Annotated in this window: 21 protein-coding genes; 9 read left to right on the top strand and 12 right to left on the bottom strand. The window is 67.7% G+C overall.

Features of this window, described 5'->3' with window-relative positions:
* Nucleotides 1-48 precede the first annotated feature (48 nt).
* The 3 genes from QGN31_RS26035 to QGN31_RS26025 all read right to left on the bottom strand — a co-directional run bounded on the left by QGN31_RS26035 (nucleotide 49) and on the right by QGN31_RS26025 (nucleotide 2,905).
* Nucleotides 49-789, bottom strand: a complete 741-nt coding sequence (locus QGN31_RS26035) for a GntR family transcriptional regulator (RefSeq protein WP_038538361.1) — start codon at nucleotides 787-789, stop codon at nucleotides 49-51.
* A 120-nt stretch (nucleotides 790-909) separates the two neighbouring features.
* Nucleotides 910-1,695, bottom strand: coding sequence for an LLM class F420-dependent oxidoreductase (locus tag QGN31_RS26030; RefSeq protein ID WP_014940927.1), 786 nt, complete (start codon nucleotides 1,693-1,695; stop codon nucleotides 910-912).
* A 19-nt stretch (nucleotides 1,696-1,714) separates the two neighbouring features.
* On the bottom strand, nucleotides 1,715-2,905 hold the full coding sequence (locus QGN31_RS26025; protein WP_014940928.1) for an NADH:flavin oxidoreductase: 1,191 nt from the start codon (nucleotides 2,903-2,905) through the stop codon (nucleotides 1,715-1,717).
* A gap of 50 nt (nucleotides 2,906-2,955) precedes the next feature.
* Here QGN31_RS26025 and QGN31_RS26020 point away from each other — a divergent pair, with 50 nt between their 5' ends.
* Nucleotides 2,956-3,969, top strand: a complete 1,014-nt coding sequence (locus tag QGN31_RS26020; protein ID WP_043954188.1) for an NAD-dependent epimerase/dehydratase family protein — start codon at nucleotides 2,956-2,958, stop codon at nucleotides 3,967-3,969.
* On the opposite strand, the gene QGN31_RS26015 is transcribed toward QGN31_RS26020, so the two are convergent.
* From QGN31_RS26015 to QGN31_RS25975, 9 genes are all read right to left on the bottom strand, one after another.
* Nucleotides 3,910-4,515, bottom strand: a complete 606-nt coding sequence (locus tag QGN31_RS26015) for a TetR/AcrR family transcriptional regulator (RefSeq protein WP_043954190.1) — start codon at nucleotides 4,513-4,515, stop codon at nucleotides 3,910-3,912. The two genes, QGN31_RS26020 and QGN31_RS26015, sit on opposite strands and share 60 nt — an antisense overlap.
* Before the next feature lie 6 nt (nucleotides 4,516-4,521).
* Nucleotides 4,522-5,442, bottom strand: a complete 921-nt coding sequence (locus QGN31_RS26010; protein WP_014940930.1) for an alpha/beta fold hydrolase — start codon at nucleotides 5,440-5,442, stop codon at nucleotides 4,522-4,524.
* Between the two features lie 15 nt (nucleotides 5,443-5,457).
* Nucleotides 5,458-6,666, bottom strand: coding sequence for a DUF1214 domain-containing protein (locus QGN31_RS26005; protein WP_014940931.1), 1,209 nt, complete (start codon nucleotides 6,664-6,666; stop codon nucleotides 5,458-5,460).
* A gap of 2 nt (nucleotides 6,667-6,668) precedes the next feature.
* Entirely contained in the window at nucleotides 6,669-7,472 is an 804-nt protein-coding gene (locus tag QGN31_RS26000) for a sugar phosphate isomerase/epimerase family protein (protein WP_014940932.1), read from the bottom strand.
* A gap of 1 nt (nucleotide 7,473) precedes the next feature.
* Entirely contained in the window at nucleotides 7,474-8,643 is a 1,170-nt protein-coding gene (locus tag QGN31_RS25995; protein WP_014940933.1) for a sulfotransferase family protein, read from the bottom strand.
* The gene (locus tag QGN31_RS25990; protein WP_014940934.1) at nucleotides 8,640-9,767 is read right to left on the bottom strand and encodes an LLM class flavin-dependent oxidoreductase; all 1,128 of its coding nucleotides are present in this window, start codon (nucleotides 9,765-9,767) and stop codon (nucleotides 8,640-8,642) included. Before QGN31_RS25990 ends, QGN31_RS25995 begins: the two co-directional genes overlap by 4 nt.
* Before the next feature lie 213 nt (nucleotides 9,768-9,980).
* Nucleotides 9,981-11,075, bottom strand: coding sequence for an inositol-3-phosphate synthase (locus tag QGN31_RS25985; RefSeq protein ID WP_008262662.1), 1,095 nt, complete (start codon nucleotides 11,073-11,075; stop codon nucleotides 9,981-9,983).
* Between the two features lie 55 nt (nucleotides 11,076-11,130).
* Nucleotides 11,131-11,673, bottom strand: coding sequence for a PadR family transcriptional regulator (locus tag QGN31_RS25980; RefSeq protein WP_003874738.1), 543 nt, complete (start codon nucleotides 11,671-11,673; stop codon nucleotides 11,131-11,133).
* 161 nt (nucleotides 11,674-11,834) lie between these two features.
* A complete protein-coding gene (locus QGN31_RS25975) occupies nucleotides 11,835-12,713 on the bottom strand; it encodes a DUF1707 SHOCT-like domain-containing protein (RefSeq protein ID WP_026071086.1) in 879 nt (292 codons plus the stop codon).
* Between the two features lie 120 nt (nucleotides 12,714-12,833).
* Here QGN31_RS25975 and QGN31_RS25970 point away from each other — a divergent pair, with 120 nt between their 5' ends.
* The 8 genes from QGN31_RS25970 (at nucleotide 12,834) to rplI (ending at nucleotide 19,976) form a co-directional block, all read left to right on the top strand.
* Entirely contained in the window at nucleotides 12,834-13,268 is a 435-nt protein-coding gene (locus tag QGN31_RS25970) for a DUF5318 family protein (protein WP_036389608.1), read from the top strand.
* Complete coding sequence (locus QGN31_RS25965; protein ID WP_158020460.1) at nucleotides 13,265-15,862, top strand: transglycosylase domain-containing protein; 2,598 nt, start codon at nucleotides 13,265-13,267, stop codon at nucleotides 15,860-15,862. Before QGN31_RS25970 ends, QGN31_RS25965 begins: the two co-directional genes overlap by 4 nt.
* Nucleotides 15,859-17,493, top strand: a complete 1,635-nt coding sequence (locus tag QGN31_RS25960) for a glycosyltransferase family 87 protein (protein ID WP_014940936.1) — start codon at nucleotides 15,859-15,861, stop codon at nucleotides 17,491-17,493. Before QGN31_RS25965 ends, QGN31_RS25960 begins: the two co-directional genes overlap by 4 nt.
* Before the next feature lies 1 nt (nucleotide 17,494).
* Nucleotides 17,495-18,136 carry a DJ-1/PfpI family protein gene (locus QGN31_RS25955; protein WP_014940937.1) on the top strand — a complete coding sequence of 214 codons (642 nt, stop codon included), beginning with the start codon at nucleotides 17,495-17,497 and terminating at the stop codon, nucleotides 18,134-18,136.
* Between the two features lie 133 nt (nucleotides 18,137-18,269).
* On the top strand, nucleotides 18,270-18,560 hold the full coding sequence (gene rpsF, locus QGN31_RS25950) for a 30S ribosomal protein S6 (RefSeq protein ID WP_007771721.1): 291 nt from the start codon (nucleotides 18,270-18,272) through the stop codon (nucleotides 18,558-18,560).
* A gap of 117 nt (nucleotides 18,561-18,677) precedes the next feature.
* Nucleotides 18,678-19,196 carry a single-stranded DNA-binding protein gene (locus tag QGN31_RS25945; protein WP_008262692.1) on the top strand — a complete coding sequence of 173 codons (519 nt, stop codon included), beginning with the start codon at nucleotides 18,678-18,680 and terminating at the stop codon, nucleotides 19,194-19,196.
* A 36-nt stretch (nucleotides 19,197-19,232) separates the two neighbouring features.
* Nucleotides 19,233-19,487 carry a 30S ribosomal protein S18 gene (gene rpsR, locus QGN31_RS25940; protein WP_003874730.1) on the top strand — a complete coding sequence of 85 codons (255 nt, stop codon included), beginning with the start codon at nucleotides 19,233-19,235 and terminating at the stop codon, nucleotides 19,485-19,487.
* A 30-nt stretch (nucleotides 19,488-19,517) separates the two neighbouring features.
* Nucleotides 19,518-19,976, top strand: a complete 459-nt coding sequence (gene rplI / locus QGN31_RS25935) for a 50S ribosomal protein L9 (RefSeq protein WP_008262694.1) — start codon at nucleotides 19,518-19,520, stop codon at nucleotides 19,974-19,976.
* Nucleotides 19,977-20,296 lie beyond the last annotated feature (320 nt).

Below are 20,296 nucleotides of genomic sequence, written 5' to 3'. Positions count from 1 at the left end.
CTGCCACCGTATCGACCCGGCGGCGGCACGGCCCGGACAGCGCCGGTTCTACAGCACCAACGACGCTTCGGCCGAGATCGCCTCGCCGCCGGTAATCACTTGAAGGGGGCCGGCAGCCACGCGTCCGATGTCGTCGGACGGCGTGAAGACCCTGCGCCGAACCAGCTCGGCAAGCATGGTCTGGGCCATCAGGTAGGAGCGGTCGACGCAGGCCGCCCGCGCGGCGTCGGGATCGCGGCGGTGTATCGCGGAGTTCTCGTCCTCGTAGAACGGCAGTATTTCCTCGCGTCCGCCCTGATAGGTCGTCCAGAACAGGCGGGGGATGAGGTTTTGCGAGGCGCGGATCGTCGCGTGCAGCCGCGGCCCGGCGTACTCGTCGTTGACGGTGCGCCGATATTCGGCGGCGATATCGCTGAACGCGCGCGCATCCTTGGCGGCGCGCAGCGAGCGCATGAGGGTGTCGAGCTGCCCCAGGATCCGCGGGGTGGGGTTGGTCGCCGCGCGTGCGGACGCGATCCCGTTGAGGAGCCCGTCCAGTTCGTGGTGCTCGAGGACGGTGGCTTCATCGAAACGCTCGACAAAGGCGCCGCGGTGATACCGGGTGGACACAATGCCGTCGTGCTCGAGTTGGACCAGTGCCTCCTGAATGGGGACCCGGCTGACTCCCAAGCCCAGCGCAATTTCGTTGCGGTCGACGCGGTCCCCGCTGCGCAGCTTGCCGGTCAACAACAGGTGGAGGATGTGCGAAACAACCAGGTCCTTTTCTTTGACCCCGTATTTCTTCGGCATCTTTTTGTCGAATCTCTTTCGCGCCGGTTCGGCCATCTGGCGCTGAGAGTTTCTCACGAATTGACGCGCGCGTTCACGTGTTTGGCGAATGAACCCGGAGCAAAGCCGGCGGCCGCCCATTCAGCGGTTATTGCGCCACTTGCATAACGCTTCGGCGTCGCTCAGGTCGTAACCCGGGCCGTCGCATCCCACGGTCAGCAGTGTGACGCCGAGGCCGACCAGCGTTTCGGCGTTGGCCAGCAGTTCGCCGCCGTTTTTCACGGCCGCCGAGCGTTCGATGCCGGCCGGATCGCGACCGACGTCGGCGCAGTGGCGCGCCAGGACCTCTGACTTGGCCGGGAACTCGTCGGCGGAGGTGAAGCTGTGCCAGATGTGCGCGTGTTCGGCGACCAGTCGCAGCGTCTTGCGTTCGCCCCCGCCGCCGATCAGGATCGGGATCTCCCGGGTGGGCGCCGGGTTCAGCTTGGCCAGCCGGCTTTTGATCCGGGGGAGTGCGGTCGCCAGGTCGTCGAGGCGACTGCCGGCGGTGCCGAATTCGTAGCCGTACTCGTCGTAGTCCTTTTGCTTCCACCCCGAACCGATGCCCAGGATCAGTCGCCCGTCGGAGATGTGGTCGACGGTGCGGGCCATATCGGCGAGCAGTTCCGGGTTGCGGTAGGAGTTACACGTCACCAGCGCACCGATCTGAATGCGCGACGTCTGCTCGGCCCAGGCCCCGAGCATGGTCCAGCATTCGAAATGCGCGCCGTCCGGATCGCCGTAGAGCGGGAAGAAATGGTCCCAGTTGAAGGCGATGTCCACGCCGATGTCCTCGCACCGGCGCACGGCGTCGCGGATCTGACCGTACTGCGGAGCGTGTTGGGGTTGTAGCTGCACACCGATACGAACAGGAAGCTCAGAAGTCATGGCTCCACCGTAAGCCCCGTCAGGCCACCGGCGCCGCCTCGATCCGTTCGCGCACCACGCAATGCGTTCCGCTGTAGACGGTGGGCATGCATTTCATGCAGTGGATGCACAACCCTTCGGTGGCGGAATCCTCTCGAAAACGGTTGACCAGGAAGGGATCTCGTAGCAGCGCGCGGGCCATGGCGACGAACTCGAACCCCTCGGCCAGGGCGCCTTCGACCGTGTCGAGCCGGTTGATGCCGCCGAGAAGGATCAAGGGCATCGACATCGCCGCGCGGAACTGGCGCGCGAGTGCTGAGAAGAACGCCTCTTCGAACGGATAGGTCCGGAACAGCCGCCGGCCCATCACGCGCAGACCCACGCCGACCGGCCGGGGTTGGGAGGCGATGAATTCGTCCATGGGGACATCGCCGCGGAAGTAGTACATCGGGTTGAGCAGCGAGCTGCCGCCGGTCAACTGCAACGCGTCGAGGTGCCCGTCGGACTCCAGCAGCCGCGCCGTGGGGATGCTGTCGTCGAGCCAGAAGCCACCCCGCACCCCGTCGTCCATGTTGAACTTGGCGGTGACGGCAACGGAGTCGCCGACGGTGGCCCGGACCCGTTCGGCGACGCGACGGGCCAGTTCGGCGCGGCGCACGGTGTCGCCGCCGAAGCGGTCGGTGCGCCTGTTCAGATTCGGGCTGAAGAACGAACTGAGCAAATAGCCATGGCCCATGTGGATTTCGAGGGCGTCGAATCCGGCGTCGACCGCGTTTTGGGCCGCTGTCCCGAAGCCGTCGACGACCGCGTCGAGTTGTTCGGCGGTGGCCGCGCGAACCAGTCCCATGGCCGGCGCGCTCACCCGGGTGGACGGCGCCAGGGTCGGCGTCCGGTTCGACAGCGTGTTGGCGACCAGCCCGGCGTGGCCGATTTGGGCGCACACGAGCGCACCCGCGGCATGCACGGCCTCGGTCAGTCGGCGCAGCTGGGGCACGCGGTCGCGGTCCAGCACGACGGTGTCGCGGTGAACGCGGCCGTCCGGGGAGATCGCGCAGTAGGCCACGGTCGTCATCGCGGCCCCGCCGCGCGCGACCTCGGTGTGGAAGTCGATCAGCGCGTCGCTGACCGTGCCGCGCGGCATCACGCCCTCGAACGTCGCCGCCTTGATGAAGCGGTTCTTCAGGGTGAGGGGACCCAGCCGCAGCGGGCTGAATGCCAGTTTCGATACCATTGGCACCGAAATATAGCACGACGGACTGATCACAGATCGGAGAACCACGCATGCTCGTAGCCGTGACGGGCGGAACCGGATATCTCGGCGCGCATACGGTGCGCGCATTGATCCAGGCCGGTCACGAGGTGAAGCTGTTGGCCGCCCCCACCGACCCCACCGCCGTCCTCGACCGGCTACGAGCGCTCGGTCCCGTGACGGTATTGACCGGTGACGTGAGGTCCGCCGCGACCGTCGAGGAACTTCTCGCCGGAGCCGACGCCCTATTGCACGCCGCCGGCGTCGTGGGCACCGACGAACGCCGCGCGCAGTTGATGTGGGACGTCAATGCCTATGCGACGGAGGCGATCCTGACCCGCGCGGTCGCCCTCGCGCTCGACCCGGTGGTGTTGGTCAGCAGCTACAGCGCGCTGTTCCCGCCGCCCGACGGCGTCATTTCGCCCGACTCGCCCACGGCGTGCGGCCGCAGCGCGTACGCGAAGACCAAGGGGTACGCCGACCGGGTCGCCCGGCGGTTGCAGGAGACCGGCGCGCCCGTCGTGGTGACATACCCCTCGAGCGTCGTGGGACCGGCCTTCGGCACCGCCCCCGGCGTCACCGAACAAGGGTGGGCGCCGATCGTGCGGTGGGCGGTGGCACCGAAGGTGCGCGGCGGCATGCAGATGGTCGACGTGCGAGACGTCGCCGACGTGCATGCGCGGATCATGCAGGCCGGCCGCGGCCCGCGCCGCTACGTGTGCGGTGGGCAGCTGCTCACCTTCGACGAGATGATCGACGCGCTCGAAGAGGGGCTGGGCCGGCGGGTGCGGCGCGTGCGGCTATCGCCGGGCGCGTTGCGCGGCGTCGGCCGCCTGGCCGACGTCGCCGGCCGATACATCGCGCTCGGCGACGGCCTCAGTTACGAAGCCGCGCTGCTGCTGACCGCCGCCACCCCCACCGACGACAGCAAGACCGTGGACGACCTCGGAATCGCGTGGCGGTCCCCGAAAGCCGCGATCGTCGAATCATTGCGGGTGCGACGCGGCGACGGCCGTGATCAACAGCTGCGCGATCCGGTTTCGTAGGATCTCGGAGTCGTCCTCGACGGCGACCGTCGTGACGAACAGCGCGGCCCCCGCCGCCATCGCCAGGGTTGCCCGGGCGTCGACGTCGGCTCGGTGGCGCTTGGCGGGCGTCGTCGCCTGCACGTCGTCGGCGAAAAGCTGCACGGCGGGCCCGCTGAACCTTGCCCACAGATCCCGGCGTAAGTCGTCGTTTTCGCCGAGGGCCAACAGCAGACCCGGAACCGCGGCCCGCACGTCGGGCCTGGCGAACAGCTCGTGACTTCCGCGCACCACCCAGTCGATCCAGCCGGCCAGATCGGTACCGGAAAACGGTGCCAGATCAGGGGTTTCACCGAGGATCGCGTGCAGCACCAGTTCCGCCTTAGACGACCAGCGACGATTCAGACTGGATCGCCCGACGCCGGTCCGCACCGCGACGAGGCGCATGCTCAACCCGTCCCACCCGACCTCGACCAACAGGTCACGGGTCACCGACAGCACGCGCTCGTCGATCGAGGTGTCACGCGGCCGCCCGGAGGCCCTGGCGCTGCGGTCGTGGTCGGTCATGACGGCTCAGGGTGCGTCGAGCACCCCGCGCAGCAGGTCGATCAGCGCGAGAGGTTGGTCGCTCTGCACGGAGTGCCCCGAGTTCTCGACCACGTGGGCGCCGCGGAAATGCTTTGCGCGACGGGCGAGTTCGGCCGCGTCATCGTCGCTGACGAAGCCCGAACTGCCACCGCGCACGAGCGTCACGGGTGCGGACAACGCGTCGACGTCGTCCCACAGGCCGGAGAAGTCGGGGAAGGTGCGGATGGCGTCGTAGCGCCACGTCCAGCTGCCGTTGTCGAGCTTGCGGGAGTTGTGGAACACCCCGCGGCGCAGCGCCTTCACCTCGCGGTGCGGCGCGGCGGCGACCGTCAGGTCCAGCATGGCCTGGAAGCTGGGGAACTCCCGTTCGCCGTGCATCAGCGCGACCGTGCCCTGCTGCTCCTTGGTCATCTCGGAATGGCGTTGCAGCGCCGAGGGGGTGACGTCGATCAGCACGAGTTCCTTGACCAGCTCGGGTGCCACCGCGCCCAGCCGGATCGCGGTCAGCCCGCCGAGCGACATGCCCACGACGAGGTCGGCCGACGGTGCGTGCTGGCGCAGGAGCGGCAGCAAGGTGTCGGCGTTGAGCCGCGGCGAATAGTCGCCGTCCTCGCGCCAGGCGGAGTGGCCGTGGCCGGGAAGGTCGACCGCCAGCGCGGACTCGCCGAGGCCGACGATGACCGTGTCCCAGGTGTGCGCGTTCTGTCCGCCGCCGTGGATGAACACGATGCGCGGCGCGGCGCCGCCCCAGCGCAGCGCGCTGATCTTGCCCTCACCGTTGCCCGATTCGACGCGCTCGACGTCGGGCAGCGGGCCGGACACCCCGGCCTGCTCGGCGTTTTCATGCAACAGCGCGAATTCAGGTAGCTCCGCCAGCTCGTCCTCAGATACGTCGGTCACGATCATTGACCCTAGACCGCTCTAGAGGACATAGCGGCGGCGAATGCCGCGGAAGCGTTCCCACATCTGGGCGGCGCGTTCTTCGGCGCTCACCATGGCGGTTCCTTCGGGGAGCGCGCCGCGCAGCGCGTCATACTTGACCACCCGGGTGTCCAGCGCGGCGGGTTCGCCCTCGAGCATGTGCCGATAGGTCAGGTTGCCGCGTTCGAAGCCCTGGGTGTCCAGCCAGTTGTGCACGCCGGGATCACGGTGAGCCATCACCAGCCGGATGCGTCCGTCGCGGTCGATCTTGGTGCGGCTCGGCGTGTAGCTCACCGGGCGGTACAGGTAGTCCATGCTGTTGAAGAAGACGCCCATGTTGGTGAACATCCACAACCCGTCGTGGGCGTCGAATTCGACGATCAGCGCCTCGTCGGCGGCCAGCTCCCAATACATGTTGGTGGCGGCTCGGCCGCGCTTGGTGTCGGCGTCGGTCTCCCCGGCGCCGGGAAACCTGTTCGGGTGGTCGGCGTCGACGCCGCCGTATTGGAACGGGAACTCGGGCCAATCCGACATCAGGCCGGTGACGAAATCGCCGGCCCACCGCATCGCCTCGACCATGTCGGCGGGCGTGGGCAGCGGTTTGGGGCCGGCCATGTCGACGCGCTCGATGCGTAGCTGCGCGGGGAGCTCGTCCCAGCGGTCAAACCCTTGGCGGATGAACAGCTTTCGTGAGTCGGGCGTGGTGGGCAGCCAGTTCGGCCCGCGCTCCGGACCGCCGATGTAGAGCTCGAACGCCCTGTCTTCGCCGGTGCGGAGCTGATGGCCGAGCAGGTTGGCTTCCGGTGTGTCACCGAAGGGTTCGTGCAGCACGCCGGGTCCGGGGGTGCGTCGGCCCTGCACGGTGACGTTGAAGAATCGCGCGGTGCCGCGGGTGCCGGTGAGCCGGTAGGTCGAGTGCCCGTCGATCCAGGCCTGTTGATAGGTGAAGTCGGCGCAGTCACCGCCGAGCTTGCGGGTGGGGCCGCTGAAGGTGTGCAGCGCGGGGTAGCCGGTGTCGCGAGTTTCGAGGGCCAGGTCGAAGGCCTGGCCGAGGTTTTGGGTGAGGAACCGGTAGGCGTCGACGCGATGACTGCCCGACGTGGGGTTGGGGTCCTTGAAGACGCGCTCGCCCGCACGCCGCAGCCGCTCGCAGAATTCGGTCCAGGCTTCCTGCAGGGCCGCGTCGTCCGGACCGTCACCGAAGGCCATGCTCACGCCCCCAGCCTGGCCAGCATCGCGCCGACGACATCGCATGCGCGCCGGGACGATTCGAGCCTGCCCTCGCGGTCGATGCGGGGCCCGATGAGCTCCAGGTCGAAGCCGTGGTTGTAACCGCCGGCGAGCACCCGGGCCACGAACGTTTCGATGGGGATGGCGCCGTCGCCGGGGACCGCACGGTTCGGCAGCGCCCGGTCGCCGAGCACGTAGTCGCTCAGCTGGATGAGTGCCGTGCGCGGTAGCGCCCGTTGCACCTGGGCATCGAAATCGCCTTCGGCCCAGCAGTGAAACACGTCGATGCACACCTGTAGGTCGCACATCTCCGCCAGGGCGACGGTGTCCCGCAGGGTGTGGGCGAGGTGGATGTCGGCGTACAGGCTGGACGCGTTCTCGATCGCCAGCGCCACTCCGGCGGCCTTCGCGCGCGCGGCGCACGGCGCGACCATCTCGCAGAAGCGCTCGGCGCCCTGGTTCCAGGTCAGGTCTCCGCGTCCGCCGGTGAGCATGTACACCGTGTGCGCGCCCACCTCGGCCGCCGCGTCGATGACGGCGGACAGCGCATCCCGGGCGGCGTGGGCGTCGGAGGTCAGGCAGCCCTCGGCGAAGAGGTGGTACACCGCCTCCACGGTATAGTCGTTGTGCCGCACCAGGTTTGACAACTCCGGGTCGAGCAGCTGGCCGTCCAGGATGCTCAACCGGGATACGCCGAGCGTCGCCCAGTGCTCGTGCAGCTCGGCCAGCGAAGCGCCGTAGAAGGTGACGTTGTGGACGGACAGCCGTTGGTGTGCGCCCGTCATGTCAGCCACGGTTTTCGATCGCGACGCCGAACCGGTCGCGGAAGGGCTTGAATTCGGCGTGCAGGGCGTCGAGGTCTTCTCCGATGTCGGTGAGCAGTTGCGTGGAGTAGCGGAACTTGCCGTAGCGGTCGCCGCGATTGTCGGCCAGGTACGCGCGCATCGCCGCCTCCGCTCCGGCGGTCAGTTCGCGACCGCAGAACGTGTAGTAACGCCGCACGGCGCCAACGTGATCGGTGATGAAGTCGGCGTAGCGGAGGTGCAGGATGCGGGGATCATCGACCAGCGGGTTGCTCATGGTGTTGGCGACGCCGGCGCGCGTCAACTCCAGATGCATCTTGGCCAAGGCGTGCAGGTCGACGGGGCCGACCATGCCTTCGGCGATGTCGGCCATCATCATGGTGCGTGAGGCGGCGACCTGCACGGGGTCGCGGTGCAACCAGACCATCCGCGCGTCGGGATAGGTGTCGAACAGCTCCTTGAGCCGGAATCCGTGAAAGCCCTTCAGCACCCAATACTTTCGCGGCCTGCGGTATTGCAGCTGTTGCAGCATGGCCTTGTGTAGCCGGTACTGTGCGGCCGGGTCGGTGGCCAGGCCGCCGACCAGTGACTGCATGGGCACCCGCCACCACGCGGTGGGTGTCATGACGCGGAAGTCGAACGCCCAGGTGCGTTCGTCCTCGGGCAGGCCGTCGCCCAGCATGTCGTTGTAGGGATGGCTGCGCAGCCATTTGGGCATCTTCGCGTTGATCTCGCGCCAGTCGGCGTCGGCGCGTGCCCGGCGCTCGTCGTCGGGTCCCGCGAGTCCCGGCGGCGGGGACGGATACATCACCTCCCAGAACCGTAGCGCCCGAGCGCCCGGGTCGACCGACATCAGGGCGTGCATCAGCGTTGTCCCCGAGCGTGGTTCGCCCGTGACGAACATCGGCGAATCGATCACTTCCTCGGCGATCGGGTATCGGTTGCGGTCTTCGATGAGTTCGAGCCGCGAGGTCAGCAGCCATCGACATACCTGCGCGGCTTCGAATCTGCCGTCGGCGTCCAGGCCGAGGCCGTTGAGATGGTCGACGGCGACGGCGAAGCGCTCCGGCAATGTCGGGTCGCCGTAGTCGTGCAGTCCGGTTTCGGCCTCGGCGGCGGCGAGCAACTCTGCGGCGTCCAAAAGCGTTGTCACGACGGGTCTCCGCAGAGCCGCATGAGTTCGTCCTCGGCGGCACGGACGTTCGCCGCCGAGGTCTGCGCGTAGGCCAATCCGGCCATGGCGCCGTAGTCGAGGATCTTGGGTACGCGCAGGCCGGCGTCCATATAGGTCTTGACGATTCTGGCGACCTCTTTCGGTGTCCCGTGGGGCACGACGGACAGCACCATCTCGGGCCGCACCTTGCCCAGGAACTCGACGATGCGGTCCCGGGTGAGCACCGCGGGGTCGATGTCCTGAAAGCCACGCCAACCGTCGCCCATGGGGTGTTCGAAACCGAAGTCGCGCAACGTCTTCGCGGACACCTGCAGCAGAAACGCCTTGACCAGGGGAGCCTGCAGGATCTCGGCGAGGGCCGCGTCGTCCTCGCCGATCAGGCACACCTGGATGAACGACGGTGTGATCGCCATCGGGTCGCGGCCGGCGCGTTCCGCGGATGTCCTCACCGCGGTGAGCATCTCGGCGTAGTGCCCGGGAGTCCAGGCGCCCGCCGGCCACCACCCGTCGGCGTGCCTGCCGGCGATGTCGAGCATCCGCGGGCCGCTGGCGCCGATCCAGATCTGCGGAGGCCGGCCTTCGTAGGGTTCGGTGTCCAGTCGGGCGTGGTGCAGCGAGTAGAACTGGCCGTCGAAATCGACCGGCCCGTCGCTGCGCCAGAGCAGCCGGATCACCGTCAAAGCCTCCTCGAATCGGCTGACCGGACGGGAGAAGTCGAAACCGTAGGGCAGCGTGTTTTCGCTCTCGCCACTGCCCAGGCCGAGGATGAAGCGCCCCTTGGCGAGGTGATCGATGGTCAGCGCCGTCTGTGCGAGCATCACGGGATGGCGGCGCACGGTGTCGACCACGGCGCTGACGATCGGCACCCGCTCGGTCAGCACGGCCGCCGCGGCCGCGACCGCGAGCCCGTCGAGGTGACGGTGCGGCGATGGGGACGCGGTAGCCAGGTCGGTGAACTCGGGAGTCCAGATCGAGTCGGGCCAGAAGCTGACCATATGGTCGGGCAGCCAAATCGAGTGGTAGCGGCCGCTGTCGAGTTCGCCGAGCCGCGACAGGTCGAGGGGCAGCGTCGTGCGGAGGAACGCCGCGGGTTGAACGGTCATCGAGAGATGATGCTAAGCACCCGCACAGCGTTGTGTCGATGAATCGGCTATTGCGCCCTCAACCCCGGCCGAGGTACGCCCTCAACCCCGGCCGAAGTGCGCCCTCAACCCCCGCCGAGGTACGCCCTCACCCCCGGCCGAACGTCGAGTTGTTGGCCGCCTGCACGGCGTGTCGCCGCAACAACTCGACGTTCGCGGAGCAAGGAAGGAGCGTTAGCCCGAGATGAACTCTTCGAGCTGGGTGCGCGCGATGTCGTCGGGCAGCTGCTGCGGCGGGCTCTTCATCAGGTAGGCCGACGCCGGGATCACCGGGCCGCCGATGCCGCGGTCCTTGGCGATCTTGGCGGCGCGCACCGCGTCGATGATGACGCCGGCGGAGTTCGGCGAGTCCCAGACCTCGAGCTTGTACTCCAGGTTCAGCGGCACGTCACCGAAGGCCCGGCCCTCGAGCCGGACGTAGGCCCACTTGCGGTCGTCGAGCCAGCCGACGTGATCGGACGGGCCGATGTGCACGTCTTTGGTCTTGAACTCGCGCTGCAGGTTGGAGGTCACGGCCTGCGTCTTGGAGATCTTCTTGGACTCCAGCCGCTCGCGCTCGAGCATGTTGAGGAAGTCCATGTTGCCGCCGACGTTGAGCTGCATGGTGCGGTCCAGCTGCACGCCGCGGTCCTCGAACAGCTTGGCCATCACGCGGTGGGTGATGGTCGCGCCGACCTGGCTCTTGATGTCGTCGCCCACGATCGGCACACCCGCGTCGGCGAACTTCTTGGCCCACACCGGGTCCGACGCGATGAACACCGGCAGCGCGTTGACGAATGCCACGCCGGCGTCGATGGCGCACTGGGCGTAGAACTTGTCGGCCTCCTCCGAGCCCACCGGCAGGTAGGACACCAGCACGTCGACGTTGGCCTCGCGCAGCGCCTTGACCACGTCGACGGGGTCGGCATCGGACACCTCGATGGTGTCGGCGTAGTACTTGCCGATGCCGTCGAGCGTCGGGCCGCGCTGCACCGTCACGTTGGTGGGCGGCACGTCGGCGATCTTGATGGTGTTGTTCTCCGAGGCGAAGATGGCCTCGGACAGGTCGAACCCGACCTTCTTGGCGTCCACGTCGAACGCGGCGACGAACTTCACGTCGCGCACGTGGTACTGGCCGAACTTCACGTGCATCAAGCCGGGCACGGTACTGTTCTCGTCGGCGTCGTAGTAGTACTGCACGCCCTGAACCAGCGAAGACGCGCAGTTACCGACGCCGACAATGGCGACTCGTACCTCCGTCGACGCAAGCGGCGCGTTCTGCTCACTCATATGGGCGTTCTCCTAACCTCTGACCTCTGACTGGATGCTGGGTTCGTGCGGGGGATTATGTTTGCTCGGAGAGGCCGGGCATAGCCCGCTCCGCAGCAATGAGCTCGTTGAGCCACTTGACTTCGCGCTCACTGGACTCGAGCCCCAATTGATGAAGCTGGCGGGTGTAGCGGTCGAACGAGCTACTGGCCCGCGCCACGGCTTCACGCAGACCCTCCCGCCGTTCCTCGACCTGACGGCGGCGGCCTTCCAGAATGCGCATCCGCGCCTCTGCCGGAGTCCGGTTGAAGAAGGCCAGGTGTACCCCGAAGCCGTCGTCGGTGTAGTTGTGCGGACCGGTGTCGGCCACCAGCTCACCGAAACGCCGACGGCCCTCGTCGGTCAACTGGTAAACGCGCCGGGCCCGCCGGACAGGCGTCCCGGCCGGCGCGGCGTCCTCGGCGATCAACCCTTCGGCCTGCATGCGACGCAGGGCCGGGTAGAGCGAACCGTACGAAAACGCCCGGAACGCGCCGAGTAAACCGGTCAACCGTTTGCGCAACTCGTAGCCGTGCATGGGCGACTCGATGAGGAGACCCAGGATGGCAAGCTCCAGCATCGATTCACCCCCTCACAAGACGGTTTGCATGGCTAGTTACGACGGTCCGACGCCTCGCGCAATCGTATCGTCCCGATATATTAGCCACAACACCACTCGGTGTTGGTTTGCAGTTCGTCACAGCCCACCGGGGGGTCGAGTTACGCCGGGGGGACGGGGCGTTACGTGGGCAAACTCATCTGTTTGACGGTGCCGTCACCGCCGAATGCGATGTAGCCGCCGCCGTAGTCACTGGAGACATAGAGCGACAGCGTCAGCGCCCCGGGTGTGGTCGGGTCTTTTGCCGGCTCGACGATCAGGTACGTCGATTTCACGTCGGACGGCTTCATGCGCAGGGTCTGCGGGGCGCCGCGCATGATGCCCACCGCCGCGTTGACGTCGAATTTGCTCAGGTCGACCGGCGCCGGACCGTCCGAGGAACTCTTGGCCGAGCTGGTCGGATCGCCCCATCCGCCCCGGTAGGTGTAAGCAAGGATTCGCCGGTCGTCGGAGGGGTCCGGGCGGTCCAACGCCGCATACGTCGGGTAGATCACCAGCCGGTAGCCCATGGTGTCGCCGAACCGTTTGCGCATCTGCTCGAGCAATCCCGTGAGCCCGCCGACCGAGTGCAGTTGCGTCGGCGGCGTCAGGACCACGGCGGCGACGCCGTCGGGCTTCGCTCCCGGGTCCGTGGTGAAGTCCAGCGGCGAGCGGGTGTTGCCGTAGAGGCCCCATCCGATCCCCATGCCCAGCAGGACCGAGACGACGAAGGCGGCGGCCGGTGCGCCCCACCCGGCCAGCCGCGGCCGCCGGGGCCGCGAGTCGAGGGCGGGCAGTTCCCGCCCGGTGTTGGACTGCAGATCGCGCACCAGAGCCTGCAGGTCGCCCAGCGTCACCGCCTTGGTGGCCGCGCTGACCCTTTCCCGATGCTCCTCGGCGGAGACCTCGCCGTCGCTCAGCGCGTTGTCGAGGATCGTGCAGGTGTCCTGACGGTCGCTGTCCCTGGCGCGGGTGGTCGCCGTCAACCCGCCGGCCAGCGGTGTCCCCAGCCATTTCGCCACGGGATGATCGTAGAAGTCCGGCTCGCGTTGGGCGCAGAAACCGACACCGAGCACCGCGGCAGGGCCGCCACAGTTTTGGTTGCGTATCACTGGTCGGGATGGCGTCGTACTCTGGTGGGCGTGCGACTGCAGCGACAAGTGGTGGATTACGCGCTTCGGCGGCGCTCACTGCTGGCCCAGGTGTATTCGGGCCGGACGGGCGTGTCCGAGGTGTGTGACGCGAACCCGTATCTGCTGCGCGCCGCCAAGTTTCACGGGAAACCGAGCCAGGTCATGTGCCCGATCTGCCGCAAGGAGCAGCTGACCCTGGTCTCGTGGGTGTTCGGCGAACACCTGGGCCCGGTCTCGGGCTCGGCGCGGACCGCCGAGGAGTTGGTGATGCTGGCCACCCGCTTCGAGGAGTTCGCGGTCCACGTGGTGGAGGTGTGCCGCACGTGCAGCTGGAACCACCTCGTCAAGTCATACGTGCTCGGCGCCGCGCGCCCGGCATCTCCTCCCAGGGGCAGCGGGCGCTCGCGGGCGGCGCGCAACGGCGCCCGCACGGCCACTGAATGAGCTCGAATGACGAAGGACGGCACAGCCAGTCGTCCGGTGACCAACGTGGGCCAGGGGCCGAGCGGGTGGGCAACCGCGACAACGACGACCGTCCGCAGGATCCCGGACAGCGCAATGCGCCGCGACCGTCCAACCGCCGCCGGCAGGGGCCGCCCGACGATCGCCTGACCACGATCCTGCCGGCGGTCAGAGACGACCAGGCGCCGCGGCGCTCCGACCCGATCGACGAAGTCAAAGCCGCCTTGGCGGGCCCACCGTCGACGCCGTTGCGCCGTGACGCGATCGACGAGGTCAAGGCCGCCTTGGACAGCCGCGGGCCGGCGTCGGGCCGGCAGCAGCGCGCCGGCTCCGGAGGTCGCCCACCCGGCGGACCTCCGCCGCCGCCGCGGCCTGGCCGGCCCGGCGGATCCGGCGGACCCGGCAGGCGGGCGGCCGGACCGTGGCGCGACTGGGCCTGGACCCAGCAGATCAACTGGCTGTGGGTGCGCCGCGCCGCCTACCTGTGTGCGGCCGTGCTGGTGCTGTTACCGATCGTCACCTTCGCGATGGCGTACTTCATCGTCGACATTCCCAAGCCGGGGGACCTTCGCACCAACCAGGTGTCGACCATCCTGGCCAGCGACGGCTCGGAGATCGCCAAAATCATTCCGCCGGAAGGCAATCGAGTCGACGTCAACCTCAACCAAGTGCCCGTGCACGTCCGCCAGGCGGTGATCGCCGCCGAAGACCGCAACTTCTATTCCAACCCCGGCTTCGACTTCAGCGGCTTCGCGCGGGCGGTGAACAACAACCTCTTCGGCAGCGGGGACCTGCAGGGTGGATCGACGATCACCCAGCAATACGTGAAGAACGCCCTCGTCGGGTCGGCGCAGCACGGCATCAGCGGCCTGATGCGCAAGGCCAAGGAATTGGTCATCGCCACCAAGATGTCGGGGGAGTGGTCCAAAGACGAAGTGCTGCAGTCCTATCTGAACATCATCTACTTCGGGCGCGGCGCGTACGGCATCTCCGCGGCATCGAAGGCCTACTTCGACAAGCCGGTCGAGCAGCTCACCGTATCGGAGGGGGCACTGCTGGCGGCCCTCATTCGGCGGCCCTCCACCCTGGACCCGGCCGTCGACCCCAAGGGCGCCCTGGCGCGGTGGAACTGGGTGCTCGACGGCATGGTGGAGACCAAGGCGCTGTCGTCGAACGACCGTGCCGCGCAGGTGTTCCCGCAGACCGTGCCGCCCGATCAGGCGCGCGCACAGAACCAGACGACCGGGCCCAACGGGCTCATCGAGCGCCAGGTGACCCGAGAACTGATGGATCTGTTCAACATCGACGAACGGACGCTGAACACCCAGGGGCTTCAGGTCACCACCACCATCGACCCCAAGGCCCAGCAGGCCGCCGAGAAGGCCGTGTCGAAATACCTCGACGGCCAAGACCCCGACATGCGCACGGCGGTGGTGTCGGTCGATCCGCACGACGGCTCCATCCGCGCCTACTACGGCGGCAGCGACGCCAACGGCTTCGACTTCGCTCAGGCCGGATTGCAGACCGGTTCCTCGTTCAAGGTGTTCTGCCTGATCGCCGCGCTCGAGCAGGGGATCGGCCTGGGTTATCAGGTGGACAGTTCGCCGTTGACCGTCGACGGCATCAAGATCACGAACGTCGAGGGCGAAAGCTGCGGGACGTGCAACATCGCCCAGGCGCTCAAGCAATCGTTGAACACCTCGTATTACCGGCTGATGCTCAAGCTCAAGGGCGGACCGCAGGCCGTGGCCGACGCCGCGCACCGGGCCGGCGTCGCGACAAGCTTCCCCGGCGTCCCCCACACCCTGTCCGAGGACGGCAAGGGTGGACCACCGAACAACGGAATCGTGCTGGGCCAGTATCAAACCCGGGTGATCGACATGGCCTCGGCGTATGCCACGCTGGCCGCCTCCGGCGTCTATCATCGGCCGCATTTCGTGCAGAAGGTGGTCAATTCCGACGGCCAGGTGCTGTTCGATGCGAGCAAGTCCGAGGACAACGGCGAGCAGCGCATCCCCAAGGCCGTCGCCGACAACGTCACCGCCGCCATGGCACCGATCGCCAGCTACTCGCGCGGCCACGCCCTCGCCGGCGGCAGGCCATCGGCGGCCAAGACCGGCACCACGCAGCTGGGTGACACCAACTCGGACAAGGACGCCTGGATGGTCGGCTACACGCCATCGCTGTCGACGGCCGTGTGGCTGGGCACCGCCAAAGGCGACGAACCGCTCGTAACGGCCTCGGGCGCACCGGTTTATGGGTCGGGGCTGCCATCGGATATCTGGAAGGCCACCATGGACGGCGCGCTCAAGGGCACCTCCAACGAATCCTTCCCCAAGCCGACCGAGATCGGCGGCTACGCGGGCGTGCCGGCGCCGCCGCCCCCGCCGAAGCCGCCGGCCGAAACCGTCATTCAGCCCACCATCGAAGTGGCGCCGGGCATCACCATCCCGGTCGGCCCGCCCACCACGATCACGCTCGCGCCACCGCCGCCCGGCGGCGGCCCGCCGGGCGCTCCGGAGCCGGGCGGCGGTGTCCCGCCGGGTGGGCCCCAAGCGCCGCCCCCGCCGCCGTGACCGGGGACGCGGAACACGGAGCCACCATTTCACCGCGGCCGTTGGCCGCGGACCTACGCAGCGCCGACAACCGAGACTGCCCGAGCCGCACCGACTTTCTGGGCGCCGCGCTCGCCGACGTCGTCGGGGGTCCCGTCGGCCGGCACGCGCTGATCGGCCGCGCTCGGTTGATGACGCCGCTGCGGGTGATGTTCCTGATCGGGTTGGTCTTTTTGGCGCTCGGCTGGTCGACCAAGGCGGCCTGCCTGCAAAGCACCGGCACCGGCACCGGCGATCAGCGCGTGGCCAATTGGGACAACCAGCGCGCCTACTACGAGCTGTGCTATTCCGACACGGTGCCGCTCTACGGCGCGGAGTTGTTGAGCCAGGGCAAATTTCCGTACAAGTCGAGCTGGATCGAGACCGACTCCACCGGCGCCCAGCAGATCCGCTACGACGGCCGGCCCGCAGTGCGGTACATGGAGTATCCCGTGCTGACGGGGATGTACCAGTACGTGTCGATGGCGCTGGCCAAGACCTACACGGCGCTGAGCAAGCTGGCCCCGCTTCCGGTGGTCGCCGAGGTCGTGATGTTCTTCAACGTCTCGGCGTTCGGACTCGCGCTGGCCTGGCTGGCCACCGTCTGGGCGTCCGCGGGCCTGGCCGGGCGGCGGGTCTGGGATGCGGCCCTGGTGGCGGCGTCGCCGGTGCTGATCTTTCAGATCTTCACCAACTTCGACGCGCTGGCAACGGGTTTCGCGATGGCCGGATTGCTGGCCTGGGCGCGGCGCAGGCCGATGCTGGCCGGTGTGCTAATCGGGTTGGGGGCGGCGGCAAAGCTGTACCCGTTGCTGTTCCTGGGTCCCATGCTGCTGCTGGGAATCCGGACCGGGCGGCTGCGGGCGTGGGGCCGCACCGCGGCGGCGGCCGTGGTGACCTGGCTGCTGGTGAACCTGCCCGTGCTGGTGTTCTTTCCGCGCGGATGGTCGGAGTTCTTCCGGCTCAATACGCGACGCGGCGACGACATGGACTCGTTGTACAACGTCGTGAAGTCGTTCACCGGCTGGCGGGGTTTCGATCCCAAGCTGGGTTTCTGGCAACCGCCGACGGTGTTGAACACGGTCGTCGCGGTGTTGTTCGTGACGTGTTGTGCGGCAATCGCATTCATCATCCTGACCGCTCCGCGGCGACCGCGGGTGGCGCAGGTCGTGTTCTTGGTGGTGGCTGCTTTCCTGCTGACCAACAAGGTGTGGAGTCCGCAGTTCTCGCTGTGGCTGGTGCCGCTGGCGGTGCTGGCTCTGCCGCATCGACGGGTGCTGCTGGCGTGGATGACCATCGACGCGCTGGTGTGGGTGCCGCGGATGTATTACCTGTACGGCAATCCCAATCGTTCGCTGCCCGAGCAGTTCTTCACCACCACGGTGCTGTTGCGTGACGTCGCGGTCATCGCGTTGTGCGCGCTGGTGATCCGCCAGATCTACCGGCCCGACGAGGATTTGGTGCGCTGGGGCGGACGGGTGGACGACCCGGCGGGCGGGCCGTTCGACCGCGCACCCGACGCCCCGCCGGGCTGGCTGCGGCCGGTGGGCTCACGCCGCGCGAGCGCCCCCGTGCCCGAGGACGCCGACGAACAACCGGCACTGGCGCCATGACATGACCCAGGTCGCCATCCCGATCTTTCCGCGCTTCACCGCTCTGGACGCGGTGGGGCCCTACGACGTGCTGCAACGCATTCCGTCGATCGAGGTCGTGTTCGTCGGGCACCGCCGCGGTGAGGTGCGGAGCGACAACGGAATGCTCGGCGTCACCTGCGACGCCACTTTCGATGAGGTGAGCGCCCCGGAAGTGGTGGTGTTTCCCGGCGGCATCGGTACCCGCCAACTGATCCACGACGAGGCCATCCGGGACTGGCTGCGGGCGGTGCATCCGAACACCAGGTTCACCACCTCGGTCTGCACCGGCTCATTGCTGTTGGCTGCGGCCGGACTGCTCGAGGGGCTGACCGCCACCACCCACTGGGGCGCCGCCGACCTGCTCAACAATTTGGGCGCGCGCTACGTGCCCGAGCGGGTCGTCGAGCACCTGCCGCAGCGGATCATCACCGCGGCCGGGGTGTCCAGCGGCATCGACATGGCGTTGCGGCTGGTGGAGTTGCTCGTCGACCGCCAGGCCGCGCAGGCCGCTCAGCTGCTCATCGAATACGACCCGCAGCCGCCATTCGATTCCGGTGCGCTCGCCAAGGCCGATCCGGCGACGCTGGCCAGGGTCAAGGAATACATGGCCGCCCGGCGGTAGCGGGGTTGCGCCGTCGCGCGGATTTTCTGGTCAGCCCGGTATCCGGTAGCCTGGGGCGGTTGCCGACGCAGGCGACCCTCCTGCCACGGATCGACCGTGGCCGCTTGAGACCAGAGGAGGTGGTGAGGTTTCCATGCGTCCATACGAAATCATGGTCATTCTTGACCCCACGCTCGACGAGCGCACCGTTGCCCCGTCCTTGGAGACGTTCCTGAACGTCGTCCGCAAGGATGGCGGATCCGTCGACAAGGTCGACATCTGGGGCCGGCGCCGGCTGGCCTACGAGATCGCCAAGCACGCCGAAGGCATCTACGTCGTCGTCGACCTGAAAGCCGAGCCCGCGACGGTGTCCGAGCTCGACCGCCAGCTGAGCCTCAACGAGTCGGTACTGCGCACCAAGGTGATGCGCACCGACAAGCACTAACAATCGTGGCCGCGCCGTGGACCCACGGCGGGGCGCACCTGCGTAGGCTCAGCGAGGACACGCTCATGACATCCACTACCGGAGCGGCGAGCAACAGCGTGGAACGAGGAGGAAACTGTGGCTGGTGACACCACTATCACCGTCGTCGGAAACCTGACCGCAGACCCAGAACTGCGGTTCACTCCGTCGGGTGCCGCCGTCGCGAATTTCACGGTGGCGTCGACGCCTCGGATCTATGACCGCCAGAGCGGGGAGTGGAAGGACGGCGAGGCGCTGTTCCTGCGATGCAACATCTGGCGGGAAGCCGCCGAGAACGTCGCCGAAAGCCTCACCCGCGGCTCCCGTGTGATCGTCACGGGCCGGCTCAAGCAGCGTTCGTTCGAGACCCGCGAAGGTGAGAAGCGCACCGTCGTCGAGGTCGAGGTCGACGAGATCGGCCCCTCGCTGCGCTATGCCACGGCCAAGGTCAACAAGGCCTCGCGCAGTGGCGGTGGCGGCGGCGGCTTCGGCGGTGGTGGCGGCGGTGGATCCCGCCAGCAGGCGGCGCCCGCGACCAGCGCACCGGCCGACGACCCGTGGGGCAGCGCGCCGGCATCGGGCTCGTTCGGCGGCGGCGACGACGAACCGCCCTTCTAAGAACTTCAGCAGTAGAAAAGGGAAAGAAAGACAGACATGGCCAAGTCCAACAAGCGGCGCCCGGCTCCGGAAAAGCCGGTCAAGGCGCGGAAGTGTGTCTTCTGCGCCAAGAAGGATCAAGCGATCGACTACAAGGACACCGCGCTGCTGCGCACCTACATCAGTGAGCGCGGCAAGATCCGTGCGCGTCGCGTCACCGGCAACTGTGTGCAGCACCAACGCGACATCGCCATCGCGGTGAAGAATGCCCGCGAAGTGGCGCTGCTGCCCTTCACCTCCTCGGCGCGGTAGGCGTCGAAGGCCAACTGAAAGTTACGAACGATGAAGCTGATTCTGACGGCTGACGTCGACCACCTCGGTACCGTCGGCGACACTGTCGAGGTCAAGGATGGCTACGGCCGCAACTACCTGCTCCCGCGCGGACTGGCGATCGTGGCCTCGCGCGGCGCGCAGAAGCAGGCCGACGACATCCGCCGGGCCCGCGAAACCAAGGCGGTGCGCGACCTCGGCCACGCCAACGAACTCAAGACGGCGATCGAGGCGCTGGGACCGGTCTCGCTGCCGGTGAAGACCGCGGCGGATTCCGGGAAGCTGTTCGGCTCGGTGACCGCCGGCGACGTCGTCGCCGCGATCAAGAAGGCCGGCGGTCCCAACCTGGACAAACGGATCGTCCGGCTGCCGAAGTCGCACATCAAAGCCCTCGGTACTCACCCGGTGGCGGTGCACCTGCACCCCGAGGTCGACGTCGAGGTCGCGCTCGAAGTGGTCGCGCAGAGCTAAGCACCCGACATTTGCTCATTCCCGGCGGTGGCCTTGATCGGCCGCCGCCGGGCTTTTTGCGCTGCGGGCTTGCGGCCGTTGTTTGCCACGGGTGGTCGCGGACGTGCTCCGTAGCGAACGATTTCTGGGCCGCATCCGAACGGTCCGCGTTACCGGCCCGTAACGCTGGGAAAATATGGCGGAAAGCCAACACGCCCGGGACCGTAACCCGGCCCGACACGCCGTAGAGATTCTTGTCCACATGGTTTTCATGGCGTTGTATGGCCGGTATCTGCACCTATGTCCTGGCCCTTTGCTTTAATCCACAGGTTCTCCACACC

Source organism: Mycobacterium sp. 2-64, assembly GCF_035918375.1.
GTDB classification, from domain to species: domain Bacteria; phylum Actinomycetota; class Actinomycetes; order Mycobacteriales; family Mycobacteriaceae; genus Mycobacterium; species Mycobacterium intracellulare.
Note: the sequence above shows the minus strand (reverse complement) of the source record. Positions and strands in the feature narration are given on the sequence as shown.

Excerpts from the sequence above, each read along its gene's own strand:
- QGN31_RS26035 (WP_038538361.1), bottom strand. The coding sequence starts at position 789 with ATGCCGAAGAAATACGGGGTCAAAGAAAAGGACCTGGTTGTTTCGCAC.
- QGN31_RS26030 (WP_014940927.1), bottom strand. The coding sequence starts at position 1,695 with ATGACTTCTGAGCTTCCTGTTCGTATCGGTGTGCAGCTACAACCCCAA.
- QGN31_RS26025 (WP_014940928.1), bottom strand. The coding sequence starts at position 2,905 with ATGGTATCGAAACTGGCATTCAGCCCGCTGCGGCTGGGTCCCCTCACC.
- QGN31_RS26020 (WP_043954188.1), top strand. The coding sequence starts at position 2,956 with ATGCTCGTAGCCGTGACGGGCGGAACCGGATATCTCGGCGCGCATACG.
- QGN31_RS26015 (WP_043954190.1), bottom strand. The coding sequence starts at position 4,515 with ATGACCGACCACGACCGCAGCGCCAGGGCCTCCGGGCGGCCGCGTGAC.
- QGN31_RS26010 (WP_014940930.1), bottom strand. The coding sequence starts at position 5,442 with ATGATCGTGACCGACGTATCTGAGGACGAGCTGGCGGAGCTACCTGAA.
- QGN31_RS26005 (WP_014940931.1), bottom strand. The coding sequence starts at position 6,666 with ATGGCCTTCGGTGACGGTCCGGACGACGCGGCCCTGCAGGAAGCCTGG.
- QGN31_RS26000 (WP_014940932.1), bottom strand. The coding sequence starts at position 7,472 with ATGACGGGCGCACACCAACGGCTGTCCGTCCACAACGTCACCTTCTAC.
- QGN31_RS25990 (WP_014940934.1), bottom strand. The coding sequence starts at position 9,767 with ATGACCGTTCAACCCGCGGCGTTCCTCCGCACGACGCTGCCCCTCGAC.
- QGN31_RS25985 (WP_008262662.1), bottom strand. The coding sequence starts at position 11,075 with ATGAGTGAGCAGAACGCGCCGCTTGCGTCGACGGAGGTACGAGTCGCC.
- QGN31_RS25980 (WP_003874738.1), bottom strand. The coding sequence starts at position 11,673 with ATGCTGGAGCTTGCCATCCTGGGTCTCCTCATCGAGTCGCCCATGCAC.
- QGN31_RS25965 (WP_158020460.1), top strand. The coding sequence starts at position 13,265 with ATGAGCTCGAATGACGAAGGACGGCACAGCCAGTCGTCCGGTGACCAA.
- QGN31_RS25955 (WP_014940937.1), top strand. The coding sequence starts at position 17,495 with ATGACCCAGGTCGCCATCCCGATCTTTCCGCGCTTCACCGCTCTGGAC.
- rpsF (WP_007771721.1), top strand. The coding sequence starts at position 18,270 with ATGCGTCCATACGAAATCATGGTCATTCTTGACCCCACGCTCGACGAG.
- rpsR (WP_003874730.1), top strand. The coding sequence starts at position 19,233 with ATGGCCAAGTCCAACAAGCGGCGCCCGGCTCCGGAAAAGCCGGTCAAG.
- rplI (WP_008262694.1), top strand. The coding sequence starts at position 19,518 with ATGAAGCTGATTCTGACGGCTGACGTCGACCACCTCGGTACCGTCGGC.